The following is a 20,815-nucleotide window of genomic DNA, read 5'->3' as shown; positions in this document are numbered from 1 at the left end:
GAGGTCCAGAGCAAGCCCGTGAATACGTATGCTGCCCTGAATACGTATTCAGCTCGTTGCAACTCATCGGCCCGCCTTCTAGGGTCGTCAGCATTAGGTAGTTGCCGAGACGCCCATGCCGCAGTTTTCTTTGCGCCTCCCATCGCCAACGGGCCCGCCCTGCCGGACAATGCGATGGCGTCGTTATGGGGAGCACCGATGGTCCAGGTTGTAAACTCTGAGCCCAAATTGATCTTCAGTTTTACCCGCACAAAGGGTGATCACCGCATACTCGCCATGTTCAATTACTCCGACCAAAAGCGGTCTTTAACGATGACCGACGGCCCTTTTGTGAATGGCTGGCAGGACTTCGCCTCCGGCCAGCTGCTGACCCTGACCGCCAGCAGAACGGCTGACCTGCCCGCCTGGGGCTATCAAATTCTTGTCCAGCCACAGACCACTACCTCCCCATGAATTCACGGCAAAAACCCACGTTGAGCTTCTGGCAGATCTGGAACATGAGCTTCGGCTTCCTCGGGATCCAGTTCGGTTTCGCCCTGCAAAACGCCAACGTCAGCCGAATTTTCCAGACCCTGGGGGCCAGCATTGAGGACCTGCCGGTTCTGTGGGTGGCGGCGCCGGTTACCGGCCTGCTGGTGCAGCCGATCATCGGGTTTCTCAGCGACCGCACCTGGGGCCGCTTTGGCCGTCGCCGCCCTTACTTCCTGGGCGGCGCCATCCTCGCCAGCATCGCGCTCTTTTTTATGCCCAACTCGCCGACGCTTTGGATGGCTGCGGGCATGCTCTGGATTATGGATGCCAGCATCAATGTATCGATGGAGCCATTCCGGGCTTTTGTCGGCGACATGCTGCCAGAAAAGCAGCGCACGGTCGGCTTCGCCATGCAGAGCTTCTTTATCGGCGTCGGTGCCGTCGTGGCGTCAGCCATGCCTTGGATCCTGGCCAACTGGCTGGACGTCAGCAACAGCGCCGGCCCGGGTGAAGTACCCGACTCCGTTCGGCTCTCGTTCTACTTCGGCGCAGCCGTCTTTCTGCTGGCCGTTCTCTGGACCGTACTGCGAACGAGGGAGTACAGTCCGGAGGAGCTTGCCGCCTTCGAGCAGGCGGCTCCTCGGTCCCGACCGGCAAGCCGATCGCTGCAGGCGCCGGCGTATTATCTGTCCCGGGCGCTGATCTGGGCGATTGCCGGCGCCGCGCTGCTAACCTGGATTATCGTCAGCGGCCTTGATAAGCAGCTCTACATTCTCGCGGGGTCGGCCCTGGGGTTCGCAGCGGTTCTGCTGCTGACCGCTTCGATGGGTCGACGGGGCAAAACCGATCACGGCGTGTATCAGGTCGTCAGCGATCTTTTTGCCATGCCGCGAGTCATGCGGCAGCTGGCGGTGGTGCAGTTTTTCTCGTGGTTTGCCTTGTTTGCGATGTGGATCTACGGCACTGCCGCGGTCACCAGTCACCACTACGGCGTGACCGACCCGACCACGGAGCTCTACAACGAAGGGGCCAACTGGGTCGGCGTACTGTTCGCCGCCTACAACGGCTTTGCGGCACTCGCGGCCATCGCCATACCCTTTGTCGCCAACCGTCTCGGCTGTCGTTGGTGTCACGTGCTAAACCTATCGTTAGGTGGGCTCAGCCTGCTCAGCTTCTATCTGATTCAGGGTCCGACGTTGCTGTGGATTCCTATGGTTGGCGTTGGCGTGGCCTGGGCCTCCATCCTGTCATTGCCCTATGCCCTACTGTCCAGCGCGCTGCCGGCCGAGAAAATGGGCGTGTACATGGGGATCTTCAATTTTTTCATTGTGATCCCGCAGCTGATTGCGGCCAGCGTTCTGGGGCTTCTGCTGCGGGTGTATTTTGACGGCGAGAGCATCTATGGACTGGTCATTGGCGGCGTGCTGCTGATCGTTGCCGGCGGCGCAACACTGCTGGTCGATCGCGAGGCAGAGCCGGCGGCCGATCCGGTTCCCGAAGCCAACCCTGCTTGAGCCAGCATCAAGCCCCGGCCGATCTGCCGGTCGAGGCACCCGGTTTGCCCAATCCAGAGCAGCAGCCGTGCTAGCTTTGCTGATGGCGGTATTGCAAGCTGCGAGACCACGCAACGCTTGGGCAACGGCCCGGGAGCGCCATGGATTTTCAAGCAGCACCGGGTACCATTGCCTGGAAAGTGCACTTCCGATCCGCACCTGAAGCGGTCTATCAGGCCCTGGCGACCGATCGGGGTCGGTCCAGCTTCTGGGCGGAAGAAACCGTTGAGCGCAACGGCGAGATCACCTTCCACTTCATGAACCATCCGCCGACCACCGGACGGCTCCTGGCCGCTGATCCGCCGTCAAAATTTGCCGTGACCTACTTCGGCACCGAAACCACGTTTACGCTTACCGACGACGGTAGCGGCGGCACCGACCTTGAGCTCACGGCAACAGAAGTCCCCGACGCGATGAGGGATCAGATGATCCCGGGCTGGGTGTCGGTGCTGTTGGCGATGAAAGCCGCCGTCGATCACGGTGTGGACTTACGGAACCACAGCTCGGAACGAAGCTGGCAAACCGGCTACTGTGATAACTAACCCCCGCTATGAGAGCATGTGGGCCCGAGCCTCGTCTCGGTGCTTCTTGAGATACTTCATAAAGGGTGTACCGCCGGTCCCGACCGCCACATCATTACCGGTACTGCGGCTGGACTGTTTCGCAATGTAGCTGGCGGCATATTCCAGATGCTGGGTCCGGAAACGCGTGAGGCGATCCACGCAGGCGTTGTAGAGGTCGCGATGCAGCGGCGAACCCTCGTCGGCCACCCACTCCCTGACTCGGCTGCGAGCCTTCACTTCGTGGATGAATCGCTGGTGCGCCGGCGGGCGATAGGGATGCAGCTCGTCGAGGAACGAGCGCAGCGGGTCGTTGGCGTGCCCGACATTCAAAAACGCGTCCATGGTTGGCACGATCGACGACTGTGAGCCCGTCTGCCCGCGGAAGCTCTGTGGCTTGCCCTGAGTGTCGGTCACGCCTTCGTAGACCAGGCCGTCTCCCAGGGCCGGGTTGTCCTTCCAGCCGTGTATCCACGGGCGAACGCGGTGGAAATAGACATAGGGATCGCAGCGTTCGGGCGTCCGCGCGAAGATTGCATTCACGTCGTCCCAGACCTGCACCATGGCGGCCAGGCCTTCCTCCACGCCGCTGCCATTGCCCTGGGCCGCAGCGTCGATCACCTCCGGAACACGGGCCATCATCGCTCCGGCGCGCGCTTCGATCGCGACATGGATCAGCACAAACCAGGCTTCGTCCTGGCCGCCGAGAAACGGTTGAAGCATGCGCAGATTCGAGAGGTCGAAGCCACGCTGCGGCTCTATCAGCGCCCAGTTGTCGAGCACGTAGTGCGCATAGGTTAGCAGCGGCGGCTGCCCCGTCGCCTGACCGAGCGACCAAAGCGGTTTGGCGAGGCATGCCGGTAATGACCGGGGCGCCGCGGGTTCACCCCAGACATATGCCTGCGCAAGAAACGCGTAGTGCACCATCGCCACCCGCAGCAGAGGAAGCTCGGCGTCAGCGCAAAGCTCCTCAAGGTCCAGAACCGGGAGCCGTTCCACGTGCGTGCGGATACGTCCGGTGGGCAGCAGCCAAGGCAACGCCAGCGCTGTGTCACGAACCGGCTGCAGGTTTGACGGCAGCACCTGCCCCTGCGGATCAAAGCGCGATAGAAAACCTCGGTCGGACGACAGCTGAAAATCAGCATGGGAAAAGGTATTCATAGCAACAAGCTCTCATCAGTTAGCCTAATGACGAAATTTTAGTGCTAACTCTGCGCTTTTTTGTTGAAATATGACGCACTAAGGAACCCTATATAGCAACAATTGATTAAACTAGATCGCTACAACGAACATATCTTGCGAGAACTCGAAAAAGACGGTCGAGTCAGCAACGTCGATCTCGCTGATCGCGTGGGGCTTTCGCCCTCCGCGTGCCTGCGGCGGGTCCAGGAGCTGGAGCGCCAGGGGGTCATCCAGGGGTATCGCGCGGTGTTGGATCGAGCGGCGCTGGGATCCGGCATCACTATCTTTGTGATGGTTGGGCTCTCCGAACACCTGAAGAAGGATTCACGCGCGTTCGAACTCGCCATGGCGCGCGCGCCGGAGGTTCGTGAATGCCACAACGTAACTGGCGCCGTCGAGTATCTGCTTCGCGTTGAGGTGGCAGATCTCGCGGCGTACAAAGAGTTTCACGGCGATGTACTCGGAACGGTGCCACAGGTGCACAGCATCACGTCTTACATTTGTCTTGGGTCCCCCAAAGACGAACGCGCCTGACGGCAGACGCTTCCCCGCGAAGCAGGCGCTTTCCATGTCCTTTTGATACATCCGCCGTTTTCGCGCGTCTAACATGCAGGCATCTCCGCAGACAGGACCGTTATGGCATACCGACCTTCGCTTGGATCGATCACCCTGCTGCTTTGCGCCTGCCTGCTGGCTGGGGTCACCGCCTGTTCCAAGCCACCTGATCGCCCACAGCCGGTGGGTCGCGCATACCTGCCGTTTGCCGACTCCGACCGGCCTGCCTGGTCAACGTCAGGCCCGCGCCCGGTGGGCACAACGGTCTGGTATCCAGCGATGGAAGGGGCCGAGCAGGAACCCTGGGAGGTCGGCGTTTTTCGAGCGGGTTGGAGCGCACCCGGAGCGCCGCTCGCTGAATACGATAAGAAGCTGCCGCTGATTTTGCTCTCTCACGGTACCGGCGGCGCCGCGCTGCAGCTTTCCTGGCTGGCTGAGACGCTGGCCGCCAACGGGTTTCTCGTGGCGGCGGTCAACCACCACGGCAATACGGCCGCCGAAGAAACCTATCAGCCCCAGGGGTTCATGCTCTGGTGGGAGCGAACGCTGGATCTGTCCTTCGCGATCGATGAGCTGCTGGCAGACGAGCGGTTCGGGCTGCGCATCGATCCCGCTCGGATCGGTGTCGCGGGCTTTTCGCTTGGGGGCTATACCGCCCTCAGCCTCAGCGGTGCCGTGACAGATCGTGCTCGATGGGAAGCATTTTGCCGACTTGATGAAACCAATCCGTCCTGCGTCCCGCCCCCCGAAGCGGGGCTCTCCACAAAAGAGCTGACAGCGCTGACAGAAAACGACGCGGCGACCAAGGCCTCGTTGGTCCGCTCAAACGAGCGCTTTCGAGATCCGCGAATCCGAGCGGCATTCGTTCTCGCGCCGGTCCTGGCGCCCGCGTTCGGTCCCGAGAGTCTGGCCGCAATCCAGCTTCCGGTTCGACTGGTCGTCGGCAGTCAGGATCAGCAGGCGCTGCCAGCGACCAACGCCGAACCGCTGGCCGCGCAGATTCCCGGCGCGCAGCTCCTGGTGCTCGACGGAGTCGCCCACTACACCTTTCTCGCTCGCTGCAGTCTCAAGGGTCGGTTCTTCGTCAAGACACTCTGCAAGGATCCGAAAGGCATTGACCGTGCCGCCATTCATAAACAGACCGCCGCTGACGCACTGGCTTTTTTCCAAAGCACGCTGCCCGCCCTGGCGCCGTAGAATGGGTCGACGTTGAAACGGAGGGACAACCCATGACCGCACCCAATCTTATTGACCACCCGGTTCATCTGGGACTGGGCGCAACGGCGCTGCAAGAACCCGCTTTTACCGGCGACATGGCCTGGTATGAGGCTTACGCTCACCGCCACGAGACGGACGGCAACGAAGGGCGCCTGGTCAGCATGCATCGCTTCGATCAGCCATGGAGCCAATGGGAGATGCACCCTAACGGCAGCGAACTGGTGGTCTGTGTGACGGGCCGGCTCAGGCTGCTGCAGGAACGCCCCGAAGGTGCGCCGGCTGTGATCGACCTGGACCCGGGTGACTACGCCATCAACGCGCCAGGGGTCTGGCATACCGCCGATATTGACGGTGAGGCGACCGCGCTGTTCATTACCTCCGGCATCGGCACAGAACACCGCCCGAGATAGCTTCTGAAGCTGCCCGGCGGCCGTTTACCGGGCTAGCGCCATACGCGAAGATAGCGCCATGAACGAAACATTGAGCGTACCGGTCATCGACCTGACGGCCCCCGGAGAGGATTTGTTCAATGCCTGCCGTGACTGGGGCTTTTTCCAGGTCATCAATCACGGTGTCACCTCGGCGCTGATCAACCGCGTCTGGGCCGAGACCCGATCCTTTTTTCTATTGCCCGAGCCCGACAAGGCGAGCATCAGGCGCAGCCGCGACAACCCCTGGGGCTGGTACGACCGGGAGCTCACCAAAAACCGCCAGGACCAGAAGGAAGTCTTCGACTTTACGGTTGAAGCAGCTGCCGACAGCACGCCCTTTACCGGCGCCAACCGCTGGCCGGCCGGGCGTGATGACTTCAGGCAGGCCATGCTCGATTGGTTCGCGGCCATGGAGCGGCTGTCATCGCGGCTGCTGAGTTCGCTGTCAACTCAGCTCGGCGCCGAATCGGGACGCCTGCAGGAGGCCCATGGGAAACCCCATACGAGCTTCACGCGCCTGAACTACTACCCGCTGACCAAGAAGCCGGGCGACGATGGTCTGCCCTTGCTCGGCATCCACCCACACGCGGACGCGGGAAGCATCACGCTGCTCCTCCAGGATGACGTTCCAGGGCTTGAGGTGTATCGCGACGGCCGCTGGTTCCCCGTGCATCCAAGGCGAGATGCGCTGGTGATCAACATCGGTGACATGCTGCAGGTTTGGACCAACGATCGATTCAAGGCACCGCTGCATCGGGTCCTGCCCAGCCGTGATCGGGAGCGATTCAGCATTCCTTTTTTCTTCAATCCGGCGTACAACGCGCAGGTAGCCCCGCTGCCGGAGCTGCTGAGCAGCGAGCAGGCCCACTATCAGCCGTTTACCTGGGAAGAGTTCCGCCGCCGCCGCGCTGACGGTGACTTTGCGGACTACGGTAGCGAAGTCCAGATCGACGACTATCGAATCGCCTGACCGGCCACAACCTCGACCATTGAGGCATCGCCCATGAAATTACTCCTCTCGATCGCCGTGCTGCTTCTGACGCTGGCCGCAGCCCGACCGGCGTTCGCCTACGACCTGACTACGCTGCGGGAAATCGTGGATGGATACCCCAATGACCACGGCGCGGAGATGCTGGAGGACTTTCGAGCGTTCCTCAGCCTGCCGAACGTCTCAACCCGGCAAGAGGATATGCTGGCCAACGCCGAGTGGATTCAGCGCTATATCGGACAACGCGGATTTCAGAGCCAGGTTGTGACGGCAGGCCGGTCACCGTACGTGCTGGCGAGCCGGCACGTTAGCGATGATCTACCAACCGTGCTGATCTATGCCCACTTCGACGGTCAGCCTGTCCTGCCTTCAAACTGGGCGACTCCGCCGTTTAAGCCCACGCTAAAGAGCGGCGTCGAGGTGTTGGACTGGACGGAGGCGCTGGCGGGGCCCCTGTCGCGCGAGTGGCGCATTTACGCGCGATCCGCCGGTGACGACAAGGCGCCGGTCATTGCATTGATGCACGCCATCGACCTGCTGGAAGCCAACGACCTGCCGCTGTCCATCAACATCAAGCTGTTTCTGGACGGCGAAGAAGAGTTCGGCAGCCCGACGCTCCGCGGCATCCTGGAGGCCCATGGCGACGAACTGGACGCGGACCTGATGCTGTTTTGTGACGGCCCCATGCACCAGAGCCGACGCCGTCAGCTGGTTTTTGGCGTCCGCGGCGACACGGCGGTCAACCTGACCACCTATGGCGCCATCCGACCGCTGCACTCAGGCCACTACGGCAACTGGGCGCCACACCCGACCGACTCGCTCATCCGACTGCTCAGCACCCTGAAAGACGACGCCGGCAACATTCTGGTCCCCGGCTACCTCGACGAAATGACGCCGATCACCCAAGCCGAAAGAGAGGCCGTCGCCGCGATGCCACGGGTCGAAGACCGACTTCAGGATGAGCTGGCGCTGGGTCGGCTTGAGGGTGAGGGCCGCCGGCTTGAGGAGCTTGTGATGATGCCCGCCATCATCATCAAAGGATTCCAGGCTGGGGGCGTTGGCAATCAGGCGCGCAACATCATTCTGTCCAGCGCAACGGCAGCGCTCGACCTGCGCCTGGCGCCCGGGCAAACCGTCGCCGGCGTGCGCCGGGCCCTCAGCGCCCACTTTGAGAATCAGGGCTACCACCTGATCGATAGCGACCCGACGCCGAGGCAACGCCGCCAACACCCGAAGCTGCTCAAAGCGGATTTCGGCGAAAAAGGATATCGGGCCTTTCGCACCCGGCTCGACAGTCCGGAGGCTGAGAAACTCATCGAGATTGTCGAGGCGTTTGACCAGCAGCGGCCGCTGCTCACGCCCACCATGGGGGGCAGCCTGCCGATCTATCTGTTCGAAGACCTGCTCGACATGCCGATCATCATCCTGCCGGTGGCCAACCACGACAACAATCAGCACGGCAGAGACGAGAACCTGCGCCTGGCCAATCTGTTTGATGCGGTGGGCGTCTATGCAGCGGTGCTAAGCGCTTACGGCGCCGCGCCCGAGTAAGGCGTTGGGAACTCTCTCAGCGCGCGACGTTGAATCGGGCGTTGAGGTAACGCTCGCGTTCCAGCTCCTCAAGTACGGCGAATGCGAAGTCCTCGCGGGAGATGCCGGAGGGTGTGCCGTCTGAGTCTCGGAGCAGAACATCCCCACCCCAGCGGACCTCGCCGGTGCGACCTTTGAGGCGCAAGCCGTTAGGCGGTGAAGCGACGGTCCAAGTTACGCCTCGACTCTCCCGGAATCGATCCAGCGCCAGCTGATGGCCATGAAACATCGCGTGATTTCGGTGGTCCTCCGCAACCCGACCGAGCTCGAGCAGCGTCTTGTCATCTTCAAATTTGAGCGTGAAGAGGTTGCCCACAAAGATCAGCCGAGGCCCCGCCGGACCCAGTGACGAAAGCGCTTCCACCAGGCTGTCGGCCGCGAGCGCAGCGATGTACTGAGCTGGATCCGGGTCGCTCGGCCGTCCACCGACGGAAACGATTACGGCGTCGTGCTCGCTTGCGAGCTTGCCGAGCGATGAGCGGTCCAGAATGTCGCCGCCGACGATCTCGATCCGGCCCTCAAACGCGACCAGACGCGCCGGATCGCGAGATACGCCCGTTACCTGGTAGCCCCGCAGAAGCGCCTCCTCGACAATCGGTCCGCCAAGCCGTCCGCTTCCACCGTAGATGAGCAGCCGCTCGCCGGCAGCGGTGGCAACCATCGGAAGGAGCAAAACAGCCAGAACCAAGGGCGCAAGCAGTGGCACGAATCGATGTGTGAGCAGCATGGGAACCTGGGCGCGCTGGTGAAAGTCCGTGAGAGTCTCACGAACAAAGCGTTTACACCCTGGCAATGAGATCAACCGCCACGATGACGCGGCAAACGGTGTTTGTCGTCGGTCCTGTCAGCGGTTGCGATAGAGGCTGTGGCACTCGGCGCAGGTGGAGAGCAGCTGGCCATAAAGCCTGACCCGGCTCTGCTCGTTGGCCGTTCGCCTGGCTTCACGACCGAGGGTGTGGACACGATCGGCCAGATAGTCAGCGCTGACCTCATCTTCCCCAACCACCTGGCGCGCCGTCAGCGGCGCCTCGGCAAGCGCTTCGGAGCCGGCGTACCAGGCATCGGGGGACGGATGCTCGGCCAGCCACTGGGCGTGCTTGTCGACGCCAGCAAGATCACCGGACACCACCGCGGACTGCACCTGGGTGGCCCTGGCGAAGTGCTCCCGCATGTGGTCGGCGAGGTTCTCATCCTGGGCTGCCGCAACCGCCACCAGACAGAAAAGTAGTACGAGATAGCGCATAGACGTTTCTCCTTGACCCTCAGTTTGGTGGCACCCGGCTGGTGCGGTCCATAGGGACAATTACGAAGGTCGATGCTTGCGCCTGTTTAACTGGCGAGCGCGTCGCTGACCCGCCGTCTGAGTTCGGGCAGCAGCTGCGCCTCAAACCACGGGTTTTTCTTGAGCCAGATGTTGTTCCGAGGACTGGGGTGAGGCAGCGGCATCAGCCGCGTGCCGTAATCTTGCCAATGTTGGACGGTGTTCGTCAGCGTGCCCCTAACATCGGGCAGGTGAGACTTGATGGCGTATTGACCCACCACCAGCGTCAGCTTGAGCGCCGTCAGATGCTGCAGTAGGGCCGGCCGCCAAGCTGGCTCACATTCCCGTCGCGGGGGCAGATCGCCGGATTTTCCGGTCCCTGGATAGCAAAAGCCCATGGGCAGCAAAGCGATCTGGGTTGGATCGTAGAAGACCTCACGGGTGACGCCCAGCCAGTCTCGCAGGCGATCGCCGCTCGGGTCGTCAAAGGGGACGCCGCTCTCGTGCACTCGGCGTCCCGGCGCCTGCCCTGCAATCAGAATCCTGGCGGACCCGTCAATCTGGAGCACCGGGTTAGGGCCTTCGGGCAGATGATCCTCGCAGAGCCGGCAGGCTCGAACAGATTTCACCAGCTCGGGCAGGGACTGATCAGCAGGGTTCATCGTGGATTCCGGTGCCGCTGGATTCCCGATAGTAGAACCAGACGGCGAGGTTGGCTATGCCGCCAGCGACAGGGCAAAGCTTCGCTCAGAAGCCCTCCAGCACCACCTTGCCCCGGGTAGTGCCGCTCTCGAGCTGCCGGTGGGCCTGGATCAGGTTTTCCGCATTAATGCTGCCGGCCACGTCACTCAGCGTGGTCGCAACCTTCCCGCCGTCGACCAGCGCGGCAAGCTCTTGCAGCAACCGACCCTGGTGCCCCATATCCGGCGTTTCAAAAACGGGCCGGGTAAACATGAACTCCCAGTGGATCGAAATCGCCTTTTGCTTCAGCAGCGCAATATCGAAAGTCGCCGGGTCATCGATCAGTCCGAAACGTCCCTGCGGTGCTATCAGGTCAGCGAGGTCCGCTAGATGCTGGCCGGTCTGGGTGGTCGAGAACACAAATCCCGGCGCACCAAGCCCGAGGGCCGCCACCTGCGGCGCCAGCGGCTCGCGATGGTCAACAACATGGTCAGCACCACACTCCTTCGCCCAGGCCTGAGTCTCCGGCCGCGAGGCCGTAGCGATGATCGTGAGCTCGGTCAGCGCGCGCAGCAGCTGGAGCGTAATCGAGCCTACGCCGCCCGCGCCGCCCACCACCAGAATCACGTCTCCCCCCTGCGCCGGCGGATGGTTCACGTTCAGCCGGTCGAAGAGCATCTCCCAGGACGTGATTGCGGTCAGCGGCAGGGCGGCCGCTTCTGCGAAACTCAACGTTTCCGGTTTGCCGCCAACGATCCGCTCATCCACCAGGTGATACTCGCTGTTGGTGCCCGGCCTGGCGATGGATCCGGCGTAGTACACCGCGTCGCCCGGCTTGAAACCGGTCACTGACTCACCGATTGCCTCGACGACACCCGCCGCGTCGTACCCCAGCACGCGCCATTGATCTCCCTCCGCGCCCATGCGCGTGCGCACCTTGGTGTCGACGGGATTGACCGATACGGCGTGCACTTTGACCAGCAGATCTCGCCCGGCGGCGTGCGGCTGCTCAAGCGAAATATCCTCCAGGGCATTCGGCTGATCGATCGGGCCGGCGTTCCGGTATCCAACGGCTTTCATGGGCGATTTCCAGGCAGAGTTAGCGACGTTCGATTGTACTGTGAAGCGACTCGCGGCGGGTTGATGGAGCGTGGCGCTTGTCTGGCCGGTGCTGGTCAGCCCGCTGGGCTGCGTTCGGGCGGGTTGGCCGGGTCGATGTTATCGAAGCTGGCGACGACGGGATGGCCTGAGACTGCCTGCGCCGGGCCAACGCCGTAATCCGCCTCTCGAACCAGCCTGGCGGTTTGCAGACCTGCTGAGGCAGCGGCATCCAGCTCTTCTTCCACGTCGGAGAGAAACAGCGCCTGCTGCGCCGGCACCGCAATCTGCTCGACGATTTTTTGGTACGACTCACGGTCGAACTTCGGACCGGTTGTGGTATCGAAGTAGCCGCTGAACAGCGGGCGAAGGTCGCCGACGATACTGTGACCAAAAAACAGCTTTTGTGCGTGGATAGAACCGGAGGAGTAAACGTAGAGCGTCAGGCCCTTTGCATGCCAGCGGCGCAGGCAGCGCTCCGCGTCTTCGTAGAGATGCGCCTTGAACGCGCCGCTGACGTAGCCCAACTCCCAGATCATGCCCTGCAGATTTTTGAGCGGGGTTACCTTTCGGTCGTCAGCGATCCACTGCTGAAGCTGCGACACCACCGCGTCGATGTCGTCCGCGGACAGTTCTGCCTGCGCCGCCGCCGACGCAAGCTCCCGGCGGACCGCCGGGTCGTGCTGCTGCTGACGAACAAACGTCGGCAGTTCCCGGGCTGCGTAAGGGAACAACACGTCCTTGACGAAGCTCAGAGAGCTGGTGGTGCCCTCGACGTCGGTGATGATGGCGCTGATCATGTCGTTGACAGCGTCAGTTCTCTAGTCGGCTGAAGCGGCTGGCGATGTCGCTACCGGTGAAATTGGCAACCCACCCTTCGGGATTGTTAAACAGCCGGATGGCGACGAAGCTTGGGTTGGGCCCCATATCAAACCAGTGAGGGGTGTTTGCCGGAACGCTGATCAGTTCACCCCGCTGGCACAGCACCTCAAACACGTGATCGTTAAGGTGGAGCGTGAACAGTCCTTCGCCGTCGACAAAAAACCGCACCTCGTCCTCGCTGTGTGTGTGTTCAGCCAGGAACTTATTGCGCATGACCGCCTTGTCCGGATGCTCCGGATGGATACTGACCACGTCGACCGTCACGTAACCGCCCAACGCCTTCAATCTCTCGATGTCAAACCGATAGGCCTCGAGCACCGCTTCCTGAGGCGCGCCGGCTGCCACCGGCTGCTCCGCGGCCCACTTTTCAAGTCGAACGCCCTGGGCCGCCAGGAGCTCAGAGATACGCGCAAAGTCGGTGGTTTTTTCTACGGGATGATCGGGGTCTTGATCCCGAAAACAGGTCAGTTCGCTCATGGCTGACGGTTACTCCAGGGTGCGCGAAAGGCGGTCATACTCAAACAAATACTCCAGCGCTTCAAGATGGCGCTGACAGGCCGCCATGGATTTCCCCCAGGTGTAAAGACCATGCCCTTGAATCAGGTAAGCCACCCCGGTGCCGTGCTCTGCCATGTAGTCGTCGACCCTTGCCGAGAGCGCGGCCATGTCCTGATCATTGGGAAATACCGGGATGGAAACCGCGCTTCGATGGGTACCGACGCCCTCGAACGCCTTGAGGATCTCCAGCCCCGAAAACTTGAGAGACCCTGAGGCCTTGGCTGAGGCCACCGTTGCCCCGACAGAGTGGGTATGAAGCACCGCCTGAACCTCGGGCTCACGGTGATACAGCTGCACATGAAGCGCCGTTTCCGCGGAGGGTCGAGCTGGTTCGGAACCTCTGGTCTGACCGTCACCGTCAACCCGGAGAATATCTGCCGCCTGCAGGCGACCCTTATGTTTGCCCGAGGCCGTAATCGCCAGGTCGCCGTCGTCCAGACGCAGCGAGAAGTTGCCGCTCGTGGCCGGGACCCAGCCATGCCGGTAGAGCTCGGCGCCGACGTCAACCAGGGTCGATCGTGCGCTGTCGATATTCATGGGCGGGAGTTTGGCGGACAGCACCAGGACTGTCCACCGGGGTCAGCAAACCTGTCGACTGGCTGCCCTGCCGAGACTCAGATCAGCGGCGTTCCATCACAAACTGGCCCTGACCGCTGCCGCAGCTGGCAACGCCCTCGATCCGATTGAGCCCCGCCGCGCTGAAGGGAAACTCGGCGACGCAGTCCGGCTCACCCAGCGTAAGGTCAGCGGTGGTGCACGCCAAATCCCCGTCTACCGGCCTGGCATCCTGGCACACGATGACAAAATCGGGGATGTTGGAGTCATCCAGCCGGTTGATATCTCGCGCACCAAAGCTGGTGGATGAGAGGCTGGTCGCTGGCCCATCGTCGATCACGGTGAGGTCAAAGACGCCAAAGCTGCTGACGATCGGTTCGCCGACTGATACGTCCACCTCAGGACCGACGCCGATGATCCAACGCCCGGTAAGATCGGGTACGCCGCCCAACCCCTGCGCTCGACTCAGGTCAAGCCGCGTGTAGCGCAGCGCGGCTTGCTCCAGATCCGATTCCTCCAAAATGCTGCGGTACTTCACCAGCAGGCTGTTCTGTCCTTCCAGCACCGCAAGCAGCCGACCGCTGTCAATCGCCGCCGCGCGATTGCACGGATCGGTCACGCACTGGACGGTGCCGAATTGGCTGAGTTCGGCAATGACAACGTTACCTTCCACCGGCGCTGCGCCAAAAAACCAGGTGCCCGTTCCGTTTGCATAGTCAGCCAGATTGGCGCTGAACAATCCCTCCTGCTGATCGATGAACAGCCCGGAGCTTTGCAGCGCGTCGGTCACCCAGCTGCCCGACTCCACCTGAGAGGTCGGATTCAGCCCGCTGCCAAAACTCACCGTCTCCTGGTCTCGAACCTCGCGCGTGCCGTCCGGCGCAACAAAAACGTACTCGACGGCCACCTCGGCGCCAAATTCCCCGGTGAATTCGTCTCGAGGGTTTATGAGGTCAACAAAGGGCACAAACGCGGTGGTGCAGGCCTGGCTATCGGACTGGTCCGAGGTGGCGACCACCTCGATTCGCTCGGCGCTGACCGTGGTATCGATCTGCCCCTGGCAGCCGTTCTGCCAGCTGTCCTCGATCACCAGCAAAAACTGACCTTCCCGGGCTACGTTGGCTGGGTGCACGGTCAGCGGATCAAACGCCAGCTGCGCGTTTGAGGTTGCTGCCATCGCGGTCAATAGCGGCAGCACAAACAGTCGGTGGGCATGTCTCATCGTTCTCATCCCTCGATTTTACCCGCTAAGACGCCAGGCTCCCTGCTGCCCCCCAAGCGGTATGCTTTTGACCCCGGGATCACAGCACCTCTGGCAACTTCTGGATCATGATCAGTTCGGGCAATCCATGATGAGGCGAAAAAAGGTGGAGGCCGAGCCGTGCTGTCCGCTGTGCGGGCGCCCAGGGCCGCTCACATTTCATCATCTCATTCCCAAAAAGCTTCATCGGCGCAAGCGGTTCCGCAAGCGGTACAGCCGCGAAGAGCTGGCGCAGGGAGTTCATATCTGTCGACTCTGCCATAACGGCGTACACCGCCTATTCGATGAAATGACGCTAGGGCAGCAAAAAAACACGCTCGAGCAGCTGCAGGCTGACAAGTCGCTGCAGCGCCACGTGCGCTGGGTTTCCAAGCAGCGGCGGCGTTCTAGCTAGTTTCCTGAGCTAGCAGTAGACCCGCTAGTTCGATGATCACGGCGACCGCGGTCTGAACATCCTCGCGGGTGCACTCAAACTGGCCGACCTGAAATCGAATCACAAAATGACCGTCGAGCGTCGTTTGCGTGAGATAGGTGCGGCCGTCGTCGTTGATCGACATCAGCAGTGCCTGCGTCATCCGCTCGGCGTCAGCGTCCTTGGGGGCAAACTGGAACGTAAAGAGCGACAGATGGCAGGGAGACGTGATCACAAATCCCCCACTGCGGCTCAGCTGCTCGGCCGCCTCCTCAGCCCAGGCAATGTGACGACGCATCCGCTGGCGCAAGTCTTCAAGGCCGTGCGCGCGCAGCAGGAACCACAGCTTCAGGGCTCGGAAACGGCGCCCCAATGGAATGGTCCACTCGCTGTAATTGGTGATGTCGCTTTCGCCGAGCGTTCTTAGATAATCCGGCTGCAATCCCAGTGTCTTGACCTGGAGCTCCGGCTGCCGCAGAAACTGGATCGTGCAGTCGAATTGGGCACCCAGCCATTTGTGCGGGTTCAGCACCAGGCTGTCCGCCGCCTCGACGCCTTCCCACAGACCGCGCAGCTCCGGGCAGATCATGGCCGACCCCGCCCACGCGGCGTCAACATGCACATAAAGGCCGAAGCGGTGAGCGATCTCGATGGTCTCACTCAGGCGGTCTGACGCGCCGAGCGACGTGCCGCCGATACAGAGCACAACGCCTGCCGGAACCAAGCCGTCCGCAAGGTCTTGTTCAATCGCAGCTCGCAGCGCCTGCGGGTCCAGCGCCCAGCTGTCGTCGGTCGCCACCTTGACCAGGTTCTGCTGCCCGATCCCTGAAATCCGCACCGCCTTATCAATCGAGGAATGGTTTTGTGGCGAAGCGTAGACCCGAAGCTGCCCCTGCCCGGCCAGCCCCTGCTCATTTCCCTGGAAATCAAGGGCGCGCTCCCGAATGGTCAGCAGCGCACAGACCGTCGCCGTGGTCGCCGAATCCTGGATCAGCCCGGCGAATCCTTCAGGCAGGCCCAAGGCCTGGCGCATCCAGTCGACCATCCGAGTTTCCATTTCGGTGGCAGCCGGCGATGTCTGCCAGAGCATGCACTGGGCTGCCATTACGGCACACAGCTGTTCCGCCACCATGGAAACGGGCGCCGCGTTGGCGGGGAAATAGGCGAAGAATCTTGGATGCTGCCAGTGGGTCATCGCGTCGGGCACCAGCCGCTCGAAGTCCTGGAAAATCTCCTCCATCGCCTCACCCTGCTCGGGCGGTGAAGCCGGCAGCCGTGCCGCCAGGTCGCCGGGTTTCACCCGCGCCCGAACCGGTCGCTGCCGCAGTGATTTCAGGTAGTCGGCGCCCCAGCGGGCGGCCCGTTCCGCCCATCGGTAATAGTCTTTGCTCTCCATAGTTGCCGAGTATAAAAGACTGCGACCCGCCGTTTGGTCTCGCGAGCATTACCCCAACACCGCCTTTTTCGGCAATGTAACAGAATGTCAGTGACCGGTCGGACCGTGACGGTGATCACCGACCCGGGCACTCCCGCTTGCTACTTTTCTCGCCTTTTCAGGCGCTTAACAATGAAACGGATCTCGCTGTTACTGGCTGCCCTATGGTTGTTGGCCGTCGGCCCGCCTGTCGGAGCCCAGCAGGCGCTGCTGAAGCACTTTGAGCTGACGGACGTGCGCTCAGGTGATGACGCCTCGTTGAAGAACTTCACTCTGCGCGCCTATGGGCGAGAGTTTTCTCTGGTCCTCGCACCCAACGACGGGCTGCTCAGCTCCCTGTCAGGAGAGCATCGAGCGAAGATCCACCGATCCGATCGCTTCATGAAAGGCCGCGTCGCCGGGATACCGGGTTCATGGGTTCGGCTCAATCGCATCAACGGGCGCCTCTCCGGCGGTATCTTTGACGGCTCCGAGCTGTACCTGGTTGATAGTGCCCGCAGCTTTCCGGAAGCGATGGCTACAGGCGCCAGCCCCGACCAGACGATCGTCTATCGCTTTGCCGACCTGGAGCTGAACACCCTGATCGATCATGGCGGCCTCACTTTTCAGAAGAAGTTCGAGCGACCGGTTGCCGACTATCGGTCCTTCGTGCAGCACCTGCAGGGCATCGTCGCCATCAAAGGTGCCGCCATGATGGCGCTGCCCGTGACGATCGTCAGTGATGTTCAGTTCACCGGTGAACACGGTTCGGACACCGCATCGGTGGTGGCCGGTCGGGTCAATTTCGTCGACGGCATCTACGCCTCGCAGCTCGGCGTGGGTATCCAGCTCCTTCACCACGAGATTTTGACCAACAATGACGTCTTGATCGAAACCAACGCCGGCGACCTTCTCGGGGGCCGCTTCAACAACAACACCCTCGTGCAACCCGGATTCCGGCAGTTTATGAGGACCGGGGCCGGGAGCAATATTCCGTTTGGCGGCCTCGCTCACATGTTTACCGGACGCAACCTGGACGGATCGACGGTGGGCGTAGCCTACCTTGGCGTACTGTGCAGCCGAAGCTTTGGTTACGGCGTCAACGAAGACCGCAGCAGCGACACGAGCAGCGCCCTGATTTTTGCCCACGAGCTGGGACACAACTTTAACTCACCCCACGATGGTGAAAGGGCCTGCGCCGACGAGTCGTTCCGGGGCATCATGAACTCTCGGCTCAATGGATCGCAGCAGTTCAGCGACTGCAGCATCGACGAGATGGCGCAGGAGCTGGCGCAAGCCAGCTGTCTAGTGGAGGTCCAGGACGCCTCGCTCCTGTTTGCAGACAGCTTCGAAGTGGACTGATCCACCCTCGAGCTGAGGCCCGAGCGGTGCGCCGATCTGGTATCTTCTCCGGCCCAGTGAATTTCTGCGTCGGAGCCTCACAATCGACCCGCAACCCAACGCCGGCAGCCAGCCGGAAGACGGTACCGCCAAAGCGGCTTTCGTCTTCCTTGTCATCTCGGCTTTTATCAACTCCACCGGGATTGGTCTGACAACACCGGTGATGCCCGCCCTGCTGATGGAGCTGTCCGGCGGCGATCTGGCGGGCGCTTCACGCTGGGGTGGACTGGCGCTGGTGGTTTACGCGCTCATGCAGTTCATCTTTGCCCCGATCGTCGGCGCCCTTTCCGACCGTTATGGACGGCGTCCGGTGCTGCTGATCTCGCTGGCCGCATTTGCCGTCGACATGCTGATCCTCGGGGTGGTCGGCACCCTCTGGGGCTTTATTTTGCTGCGCGCCTTCGCCGGCATTTTTGCCTCGACCTTCTCAACGATCAACGCGTACGTGTCGGACGTTACGCCGGCTGCCCAGCGCGGCACACGCTTCGCGATGCTTGGCGCAGCTTTTGGCGCGGGCTTCATCTGTGGCCCTGCCATCGGTGGCCTGCTCGGAAACATCGACGTGCGTCTGCCGTTCTATGCGGGCGCGGCGATCGCCATGGGCAACGTCCTGTTCGGCTATTTTGTTGTGCGCGAGTCTTTGCCGCAGGGCCGACGACGACCCTTCGAGTGGGCCCGGGCTAATACGATTGGCACCCTGCTGCGGTTGTTTCGCACCCCCGGCGTTGGGCGGTTGCTGCCGGTGTTCTTTCTGGCGACCCTGTCCACCTGGGTTTATCCAACGGTCTGGTCTTACGTTGCGATCGAGAAGTTTGCCTGGTCCGAAGCCTACGTGGGTTATTCGATCGCCTATTACGGGGTGATCGCCTTTATCGCCCAGGCGCTGGTGGTGCAGGTGCTGCTGCCGCGAATCGGCGTAAAAACGGCCGTCATCGTCGCCCTGGCGGTGGAAGCCATTGCGCTGACCGGGATCGGCATCGCGTCGGCAGGCTGGTTTGTGTATGCCATGGTCACGCTGGCACTGGTGTCGGTTATGCAGGACCCGGCCCTGCGCCAGGACATGTCGGCCCGGGTTGCCGAAGATGCCCAGGGTGAGCTGCAGGGAGGCCTGTCAGCGCTGGTCAGCGTCGCCATGATCCTCTCACCCATTGTTTACATGGGCCTGTTCACGGTGAATGCCGACGACAGCGGCGTTTACTTTCCAGGGTCACCTTTTGTGGCGGCCGCAGTCTTTTCGCTGATCGCCATGATCGCGTACGTGATGGCGTCGCGGCACTACAAGAGCGAAGCGAACGCCGAGACTTAAGCGGACCTCGGGGGACGCAGCATCAAGATCGGCGTATTATTCTTGTACGCCTCGTAGTCTTCCTGCCCGCCCCAGCGTTTGTCGGCTTTGTCCTCGAGCAGCGGGACACCGCTGACCTTGGTCAGCAGCAGCGTGACAAACACCGGCGAAATCAGCGTGACAAACTGCCATCCTTGGAGCACCGGCAGTGCGAGGACCGCCATACCGATCCAGAGCACAATCTCGCCAAAATAGTTGGGATGGCGAGACCACGCCCAAAGCCCCACATTGATGAACCGTCCTTTATTGGCAGGGTCCTTTTTGAACGTCGACTTCTGCTGGTCTGAGACTATTTCAATCAGCATGCCAATCGCCCAGATGGCCAGGCCAACGTAGCCGATCGGTCCGAGGGGCTCTCGCTGCCCCCCGGTGATGATCGCTAGCGCCGTGGCAGCGGTGAGCAGCACCCACAAACCCTGAAGCGTCCAGGCCATAAAAAAGCGCGTTGGCCGATCCCGCACGCCATCAAATCGACTGTCGCTGCCGTCGCCCGAAATTCGGATAAACAGGAAGGTCGAAAGGCGTAGCGCCCAGATGAGCACCATGCCGGCAGCCAGCGTCGCGCGAAGATCGAGCGACGCCGCGAGGAGCACGGCAACCACCGTGACGGTGATGTAGGTCAGGCCACCGGTAAGGTCGTAGTAGTGCTCGGTCTTACCAAGCGAGGAGGGGATAAATACCAGCCAGTTCACCGCGAAGGCCAGCGCGCCGCAGATGGCAAAAATCGGCCAGCCGTTCCACTGATCTCCGCCGACGCTGCCCGCAAAGGCAACAGCGGCGCCGATGGCGACCGCAATGGCGCTTGCGACTACTGATTGGGAATTGCTGCGTTCAGCCATGACGACTCCTGCTTGTTCTTATTGATCCCCTACGCAAAGGCAACGTAGCGAACCGTTAGTCAACTCCGCGTCACGGCGTCAGCCTACAGCCCCTTGAGTTCGACCATATTGCCTTCGGGGTCTCGCAGATAAATTGAGGGTCCGACACCGGTTGCGCCATAGCGCGGCGCCGCATGATCGAAATCCACCTGATGCTGCTCCAGATGGCGCACGATGGCCGCCTCATCCCAGGGATGAACCTGAAGACAGAGGTGGTCCAGATTGGGTGCCTGATGGTCTGGTGCTGCGCCCGTCTTTTGTCCGAGCGGACCGCCGGCATCCACTAGATCGATCAGCGACAGCCCGGCCCGCAGCTGCGCCAAGCCCAGGTCACACGGGCCGCGTTCGAGGTTGCAACCGAAAACGTCCTGATAAAACCTCACCATCTTTTCGAGATCCACCACACGCAGCACCACGTGGTCGATCTGGGTGAGATTGATCGGATTGGCGGCTTTCATCATGCTCCCGTTTGCTGCGCGACACCCTCATCAGGTTCGTTTACTCTCGCCGGTCCGTCGGCA

The 20,815-nt window shown here is 61.8% G+C and carries 23 protein-coding genes; 11 read left to right on the top strand and 12 right to left on the bottom strand.

The window, feature by feature from the left end:
• Positions 1-198: 198 nt before the first annotated feature.
• The 3 genes from AAF358_16755 (at position 199) to AAF358_16745 (ending at position 2,566) form a co-directional block, all read left to right on the top strand.
• Entirely contained in the window at positions 199-453 is a 255-nt protein-coding gene (locus AAF358_16755) for a hypothetical protein (protein MEM7707209.1), read from the top strand.
• Positions 450-1,985: an MFS transporter gene (locus AAF358_16750; protein ID MEM7707208.1), complete on the top strand. Its 1,536-nt coding sequence runs from the start codon at positions 450-452 to the stop codon at positions 1,983-1,985. The genes AAF358_16755 and AAF358_16750 overlap by 4 nt, the downstream gene beginning before the upstream one ends.
• Positions 1,986-2,125: 140 nt before the next feature.
• Entirely contained in the window at positions 2,126-2,566 is a 441-nt protein-coding gene (locus tag AAF358_16745; protein ID MEM7707207.1) for an SRPBCC domain-containing protein, read from the top strand.
• Positions 2,567-2,572: 6 nt separating this feature from the next.
• Here the strand turns inward: AAF358_16745 and AAF358_16740 are convergent, their stop codons facing one another.
• Positions 2,573-3,745: an indoleamine 2,3-dioxygenase gene (locus AAF358_16740; protein MEM7707206.1), complete on the bottom strand. Its 1,173-nt coding sequence runs from the start codon at positions 3,743-3,745 to the stop codon at positions 2,573-2,575.
• Positions 3,746-3,847: 102 nt separating this feature from the next.
• On the opposite strand from AAF358_16740, the gene AAF358_16735 reads away from it, so the two are divergent.
• From AAF358_16735 to AAF358_16715, 5 genes are all read left to right on the top strand, one after another.
• Positions 3,848-4,300 (top strand): Lrp/AsnC family transcriptional regulator, encoded by a 453-nt coding sequence (locus AAF358_16735; protein MEM7707205.1) that lies wholly within the window; start codon positions 3,848-3,850, stop codon positions 4,298-4,300.
• 102 nt (positions 4,301-4,402) lie between these two features.
• Positions 4,403-5,518 carry a prolyl oligopeptidase family serine peptidase gene (locus AAF358_16730; GenBank protein MEM7707204.1) on the top strand — a complete coding sequence of 372 codons (1,116 nt, stop codon included), beginning with the start codon at positions 4,403-4,405 and terminating at the stop codon, positions 5,516-5,518.
• 32 nt (positions 5,519-5,550) lie between these two features.
• Entirely contained in the window at positions 5,551-5,949 is a 399-nt protein-coding gene (locus AAF358_16725; protein ID MEM7707203.1) for a cupin, read from the top strand.
• Between the two features lie 58 nt (positions 5,950-6,007).
• Positions 6,008-6,940, top strand: a complete 933-nt coding sequence (locus AAF358_16720; protein ID MEM7707202.1) for a 2OG-Fe(II) oxygenase family protein — start codon at positions 6,008-6,010, stop codon at positions 6,938-6,940.
• Positions 6,941-6,973: 33 nt separating this feature from the next.
• Positions 6,974-8,509 (top strand): M20/M25/M40 family metallo-hydrolase, encoded by a 1,536-nt coding sequence (locus tag AAF358_16715; protein ID MEM7707201.1) that lies wholly within the window; start codon positions 6,974-6,976, stop codon positions 8,507-8,509.
• A 16-nt stretch (positions 8,510-8,525) separates the two neighbouring features.
• Here the strand turns inward: AAF358_16715 and AAF358_16710 are convergent, their stop codons facing one another.
• From AAF358_16710 to AAF358_16675, 8 genes are all read right to left on the bottom strand, one after another.
• Positions 8,526-9,221 carry an NAD(P)H-binding protein gene (locus AAF358_16710; GenBank protein MEM7707200.1) on the bottom strand — a complete coding sequence of 232 codons (696 nt, stop codon included), beginning with the start codon at positions 9,219-9,221 and terminating at the stop codon, positions 8,526-8,528.
• 171 nt (positions 9,222-9,392) lie between these two features.
• Positions 9,393-9,791, bottom strand: a complete 399-nt coding sequence (locus AAF358_16705) for a hypothetical protein (protein MEM7707199.1) — start codon at positions 9,789-9,791, stop codon at positions 9,393-9,395.
• An 86-nt stretch (positions 9,792-9,877) separates the two neighbouring features.
• Positions 9,878-10,471, bottom strand: coding sequence for a uracil-DNA glycosylase family protein (locus tag AAF358_16700; protein MEM7707198.1), 594 nt, complete (start codon positions 10,469-10,471; stop codon positions 9,878-9,880).
• Positions 10,472-10,556: 85 nt separating this feature from the next.
• Positions 10,557-11,570: a zinc-binding alcohol dehydrogenase family protein gene (locus tag AAF358_16695; GenBank protein ID MEM7707197.1), complete on the bottom strand. Its 1,014-nt coding sequence runs from the start codon at positions 11,568-11,570 to the stop codon at positions 10,557-10,559.
• Positions 11,571-11,665: 95 nt separating this feature from the next.
• Positions 11,666-12,388, bottom strand: coding sequence for an acireductone synthase (gene mtnC, locus AAF358_16690; protein MEM7707196.1), 723 nt, complete (start codon positions 12,386-12,388; stop codon positions 11,666-11,668).
• A gap of 13 nt (positions 12,389-12,401) precedes the next feature.
• The gene (locus tag AAF358_16685; GenBank protein ID MEM7707195.1) at positions 12,402-12,947 is read right to left on the bottom strand and encodes a cupin domain-containing protein; all 546 of its coding nucleotides are present in this window, start codon (positions 12,945-12,947) and stop codon (positions 12,402-12,404) included.
• Between the two features lie 9 nt (positions 12,948-12,956).
• Positions 12,957-13,589, bottom strand: a complete 633-nt coding sequence (locus AAF358_16680) for a methylthioribulose 1-phosphate dehydratase (protein ID MEM7707194.1) — start codon at positions 13,587-13,589, stop codon at positions 12,957-12,959.
• 58 nt (positions 13,590-13,647) lie between these two features.
• Entirely contained in the window at positions 13,648-14,805 is a 1,158-nt protein-coding gene (locus tag AAF358_16675) for a hypothetical protein (protein MEM7707193.1), read from the bottom strand.
• Positions 14,806-14,932: 127 nt separating this feature from the next.
• Between AAF358_16675 and AAF358_16670 the strand changes: the two genes are divergently transcribed.
• Positions 14,933-15,238, top strand: a complete 306-nt coding sequence (locus AAF358_16670) for a hypothetical protein (GenBank protein ID MEM7707192.1) — start codon at positions 14,933-14,935, stop codon at positions 15,236-15,238.
• Here AAF358_16670 and AAF358_16665 read toward each other — a convergent pair.
• Entirely contained in the window at positions 15,231-16,652 is a 1,422-nt protein-coding gene (locus AAF358_16665; protein ID MEM7707191.1) for a pyridoxal-dependent decarboxylase, read from the bottom strand. The two genes, AAF358_16670 and AAF358_16665, sit on opposite strands and share 8 nt — an antisense overlap.
• A 171-nt stretch (positions 16,653-16,823) precedes the next feature.
• Here AAF358_16665 and AAF358_16660 point away from each other — a divergent pair, with 171 nt between their 5' ends.
• Both AAF358_16660 and AAF358_16655 read left to right on the top strand, forming a co-directional pair.
• Positions 16,824-18,032, top strand: a complete 1,209-nt coding sequence (locus AAF358_16660; GenBank protein ID MEM7707190.1) for a M12 family metallo-peptidase — start codon at positions 16,824-16,826, stop codon at positions 18,030-18,032.
• A gap of 34 nt (positions 18,033-18,066) precedes the next feature.
• Positions 18,067-19,377 carry a TCR/Tet family MFS transporter gene (locus tag AAF358_16655; GenBank protein ID MEM7707189.1) on the top strand — a complete coding sequence of 437 codons (1,311 nt, stop codon included), beginning with the start codon at positions 18,067-18,069 and terminating at the stop codon, positions 19,375-19,377.
• On the opposite strand, the gene AAF358_16650 is transcribed toward AAF358_16655, so the two are convergent.
• Positions 19,374-20,255 carry a DUF1295 domain-containing protein gene (locus AAF358_16650; GenBank protein ID MEM7707188.1) on the bottom strand — a complete coding sequence of 294 codons (882 nt, stop codon included), beginning with the start codon at positions 20,253-20,255 and terminating at the stop codon, positions 19,374-19,376. The two genes, AAF358_16655 and AAF358_16650, sit on opposite strands and share 4 nt — an antisense overlap.
• 83 nt (positions 20,256-20,338) lie before the next feature.
• Positions 20,339-20,755, bottom strand: coding sequence for a VOC family protein (locus tag AAF358_16645; GenBank protein ID MEM7707187.1), 417 nt, complete (start codon positions 20,753-20,755; stop codon positions 20,339-20,341).
• Between the last annotated feature and the right edge of the window lie 60 nt (positions 20,756-20,815).

The sequence above is a fragment of the Pseudomonadota bacterium genome, from assembly GCA_039033415.1.
Classification (GTDB): Bacteria; Pseudomonadota; Gammaproteobacteria; order Xanthomonadales; family SZUA-38; genus JANQOZ01.
This window is presented reverse-complemented; position numbering and strand designations above follow the sequence as displayed.

Coding starts and splice junctions, on each gene's coding strand:
- AAF358_16755 (MEM7707209.1), top strand. CDS start 199: ATGGTCCAGGTTGTAAACTCTGAGCCCAAATTGATCTTCAGTTTTACC.
- AAF358_16750 (MEM7707208.1), top strand. CDS start 450: ATGAATTCACGGCAAAAACCCACGTTGAGCTTCTGGCAGATCTGGAAC.
- AAF358_16745 (MEM7707207.1), top strand. CDS start 2,126: ATGGATTTTCAAGCAGCACCGGGTACCATTGCCTGGAAAGTGCACTTC.
- AAF358_16740 (MEM7707206.1), bottom strand. CDS start 3,745: ATGAATACCTTTTCCCATGCTGATTTTCAGCTGTCGTCCGACCGAGGT.
- AAF358_16730 (MEM7707204.1), top strand. CDS start 4,403: ATGGCATACCGACCTTCGCTTGGATCGATCACCCTGCTGCTTTGCGCC.
- AAF358_16725 (MEM7707203.1), top strand. CDS start 5,551: ATGACCGCACCCAATCTTATTGACCACCCGGTTCATCTGGGACTGGGC.
- AAF358_16720 (MEM7707202.1), top strand. CDS start 6,008: ATGAACGAAACATTGAGCGTACCGGTCATCGACCTGACGGCCCCCGGA.
- AAF358_16715 (MEM7707201.1), top strand. CDS start 6,974: ATGAAATTACTCCTCTCGATCGCCGTGCTGCTTCTGACGCTGGCCGCA.
- AAF358_16705 (MEM7707199.1), bottom strand. CDS start 9,791: ATGCGCTATCTCGTACTACTTTTCTGTCTGGTGGCGGTTGCGGCAGCC.
- AAF358_16700 (MEM7707198.1), bottom strand. CDS start 10,471: ATGAACCCTGCTGATCAGTCCCTGCCCGAGCTGGTGAAATCTGTTCGA.
- AAF358_16695 (MEM7707197.1), bottom strand. CDS start 11,570: ATGAAAGCCGTTGGATACCGGAACGCCGGCCCGATCGATCAGCCGAAT.
- mtnC (MEM7707196.1), bottom strand. CDS start 12,388: ATGATCAGCGCCATCATCACCGACGTCGAGGGCACCACCAGCTCTCTG.
- AAF358_16685 (MEM7707195.1), bottom strand. CDS start 12,947: ATGAGCGAACTGACCTGTTTTCGGGATCAAGACCCCGATCATCCCGTA.
- AAF358_16675 (MEM7707193.1), bottom strand. CDS start 14,805: ATGAGACATGCCCACCGACTGTTTGTGCTGCCGCTATTGACCGCGATG.
- AAF358_16670 (MEM7707192.1), top strand. CDS start 14,933: ATGATGAGGCGAAAAAAGGTGGAGGCCGAGCCGTGCTGTCCGCTGTGC.
- AAF358_16665 (MEM7707191.1), bottom strand. CDS start 16,652: ATGGAGAGCAAAGACTATTACCGATGGGCGGAACGGGCCGCCCGCTGG.
- AAF358_16660 (MEM7707190.1), top strand. CDS start 16,824: ATGAAACGGATCTCGCTGTTACTGGCTGCCCTATGGTTGTTGGCCGTC.
- AAF358_16650 (MEM7707188.1), bottom strand. CDS start 20,255: ATGGCTGAACGCAGCAATTCCCAATCAGTAGTCGCAAGCGCCATTGCG.
- AAF358_16645 (MEM7707187.1), bottom strand. CDS start 20,755: ATGATGAAAGCCGCCAATCCGATCAATCTCACCCAGATCGACCACGTG.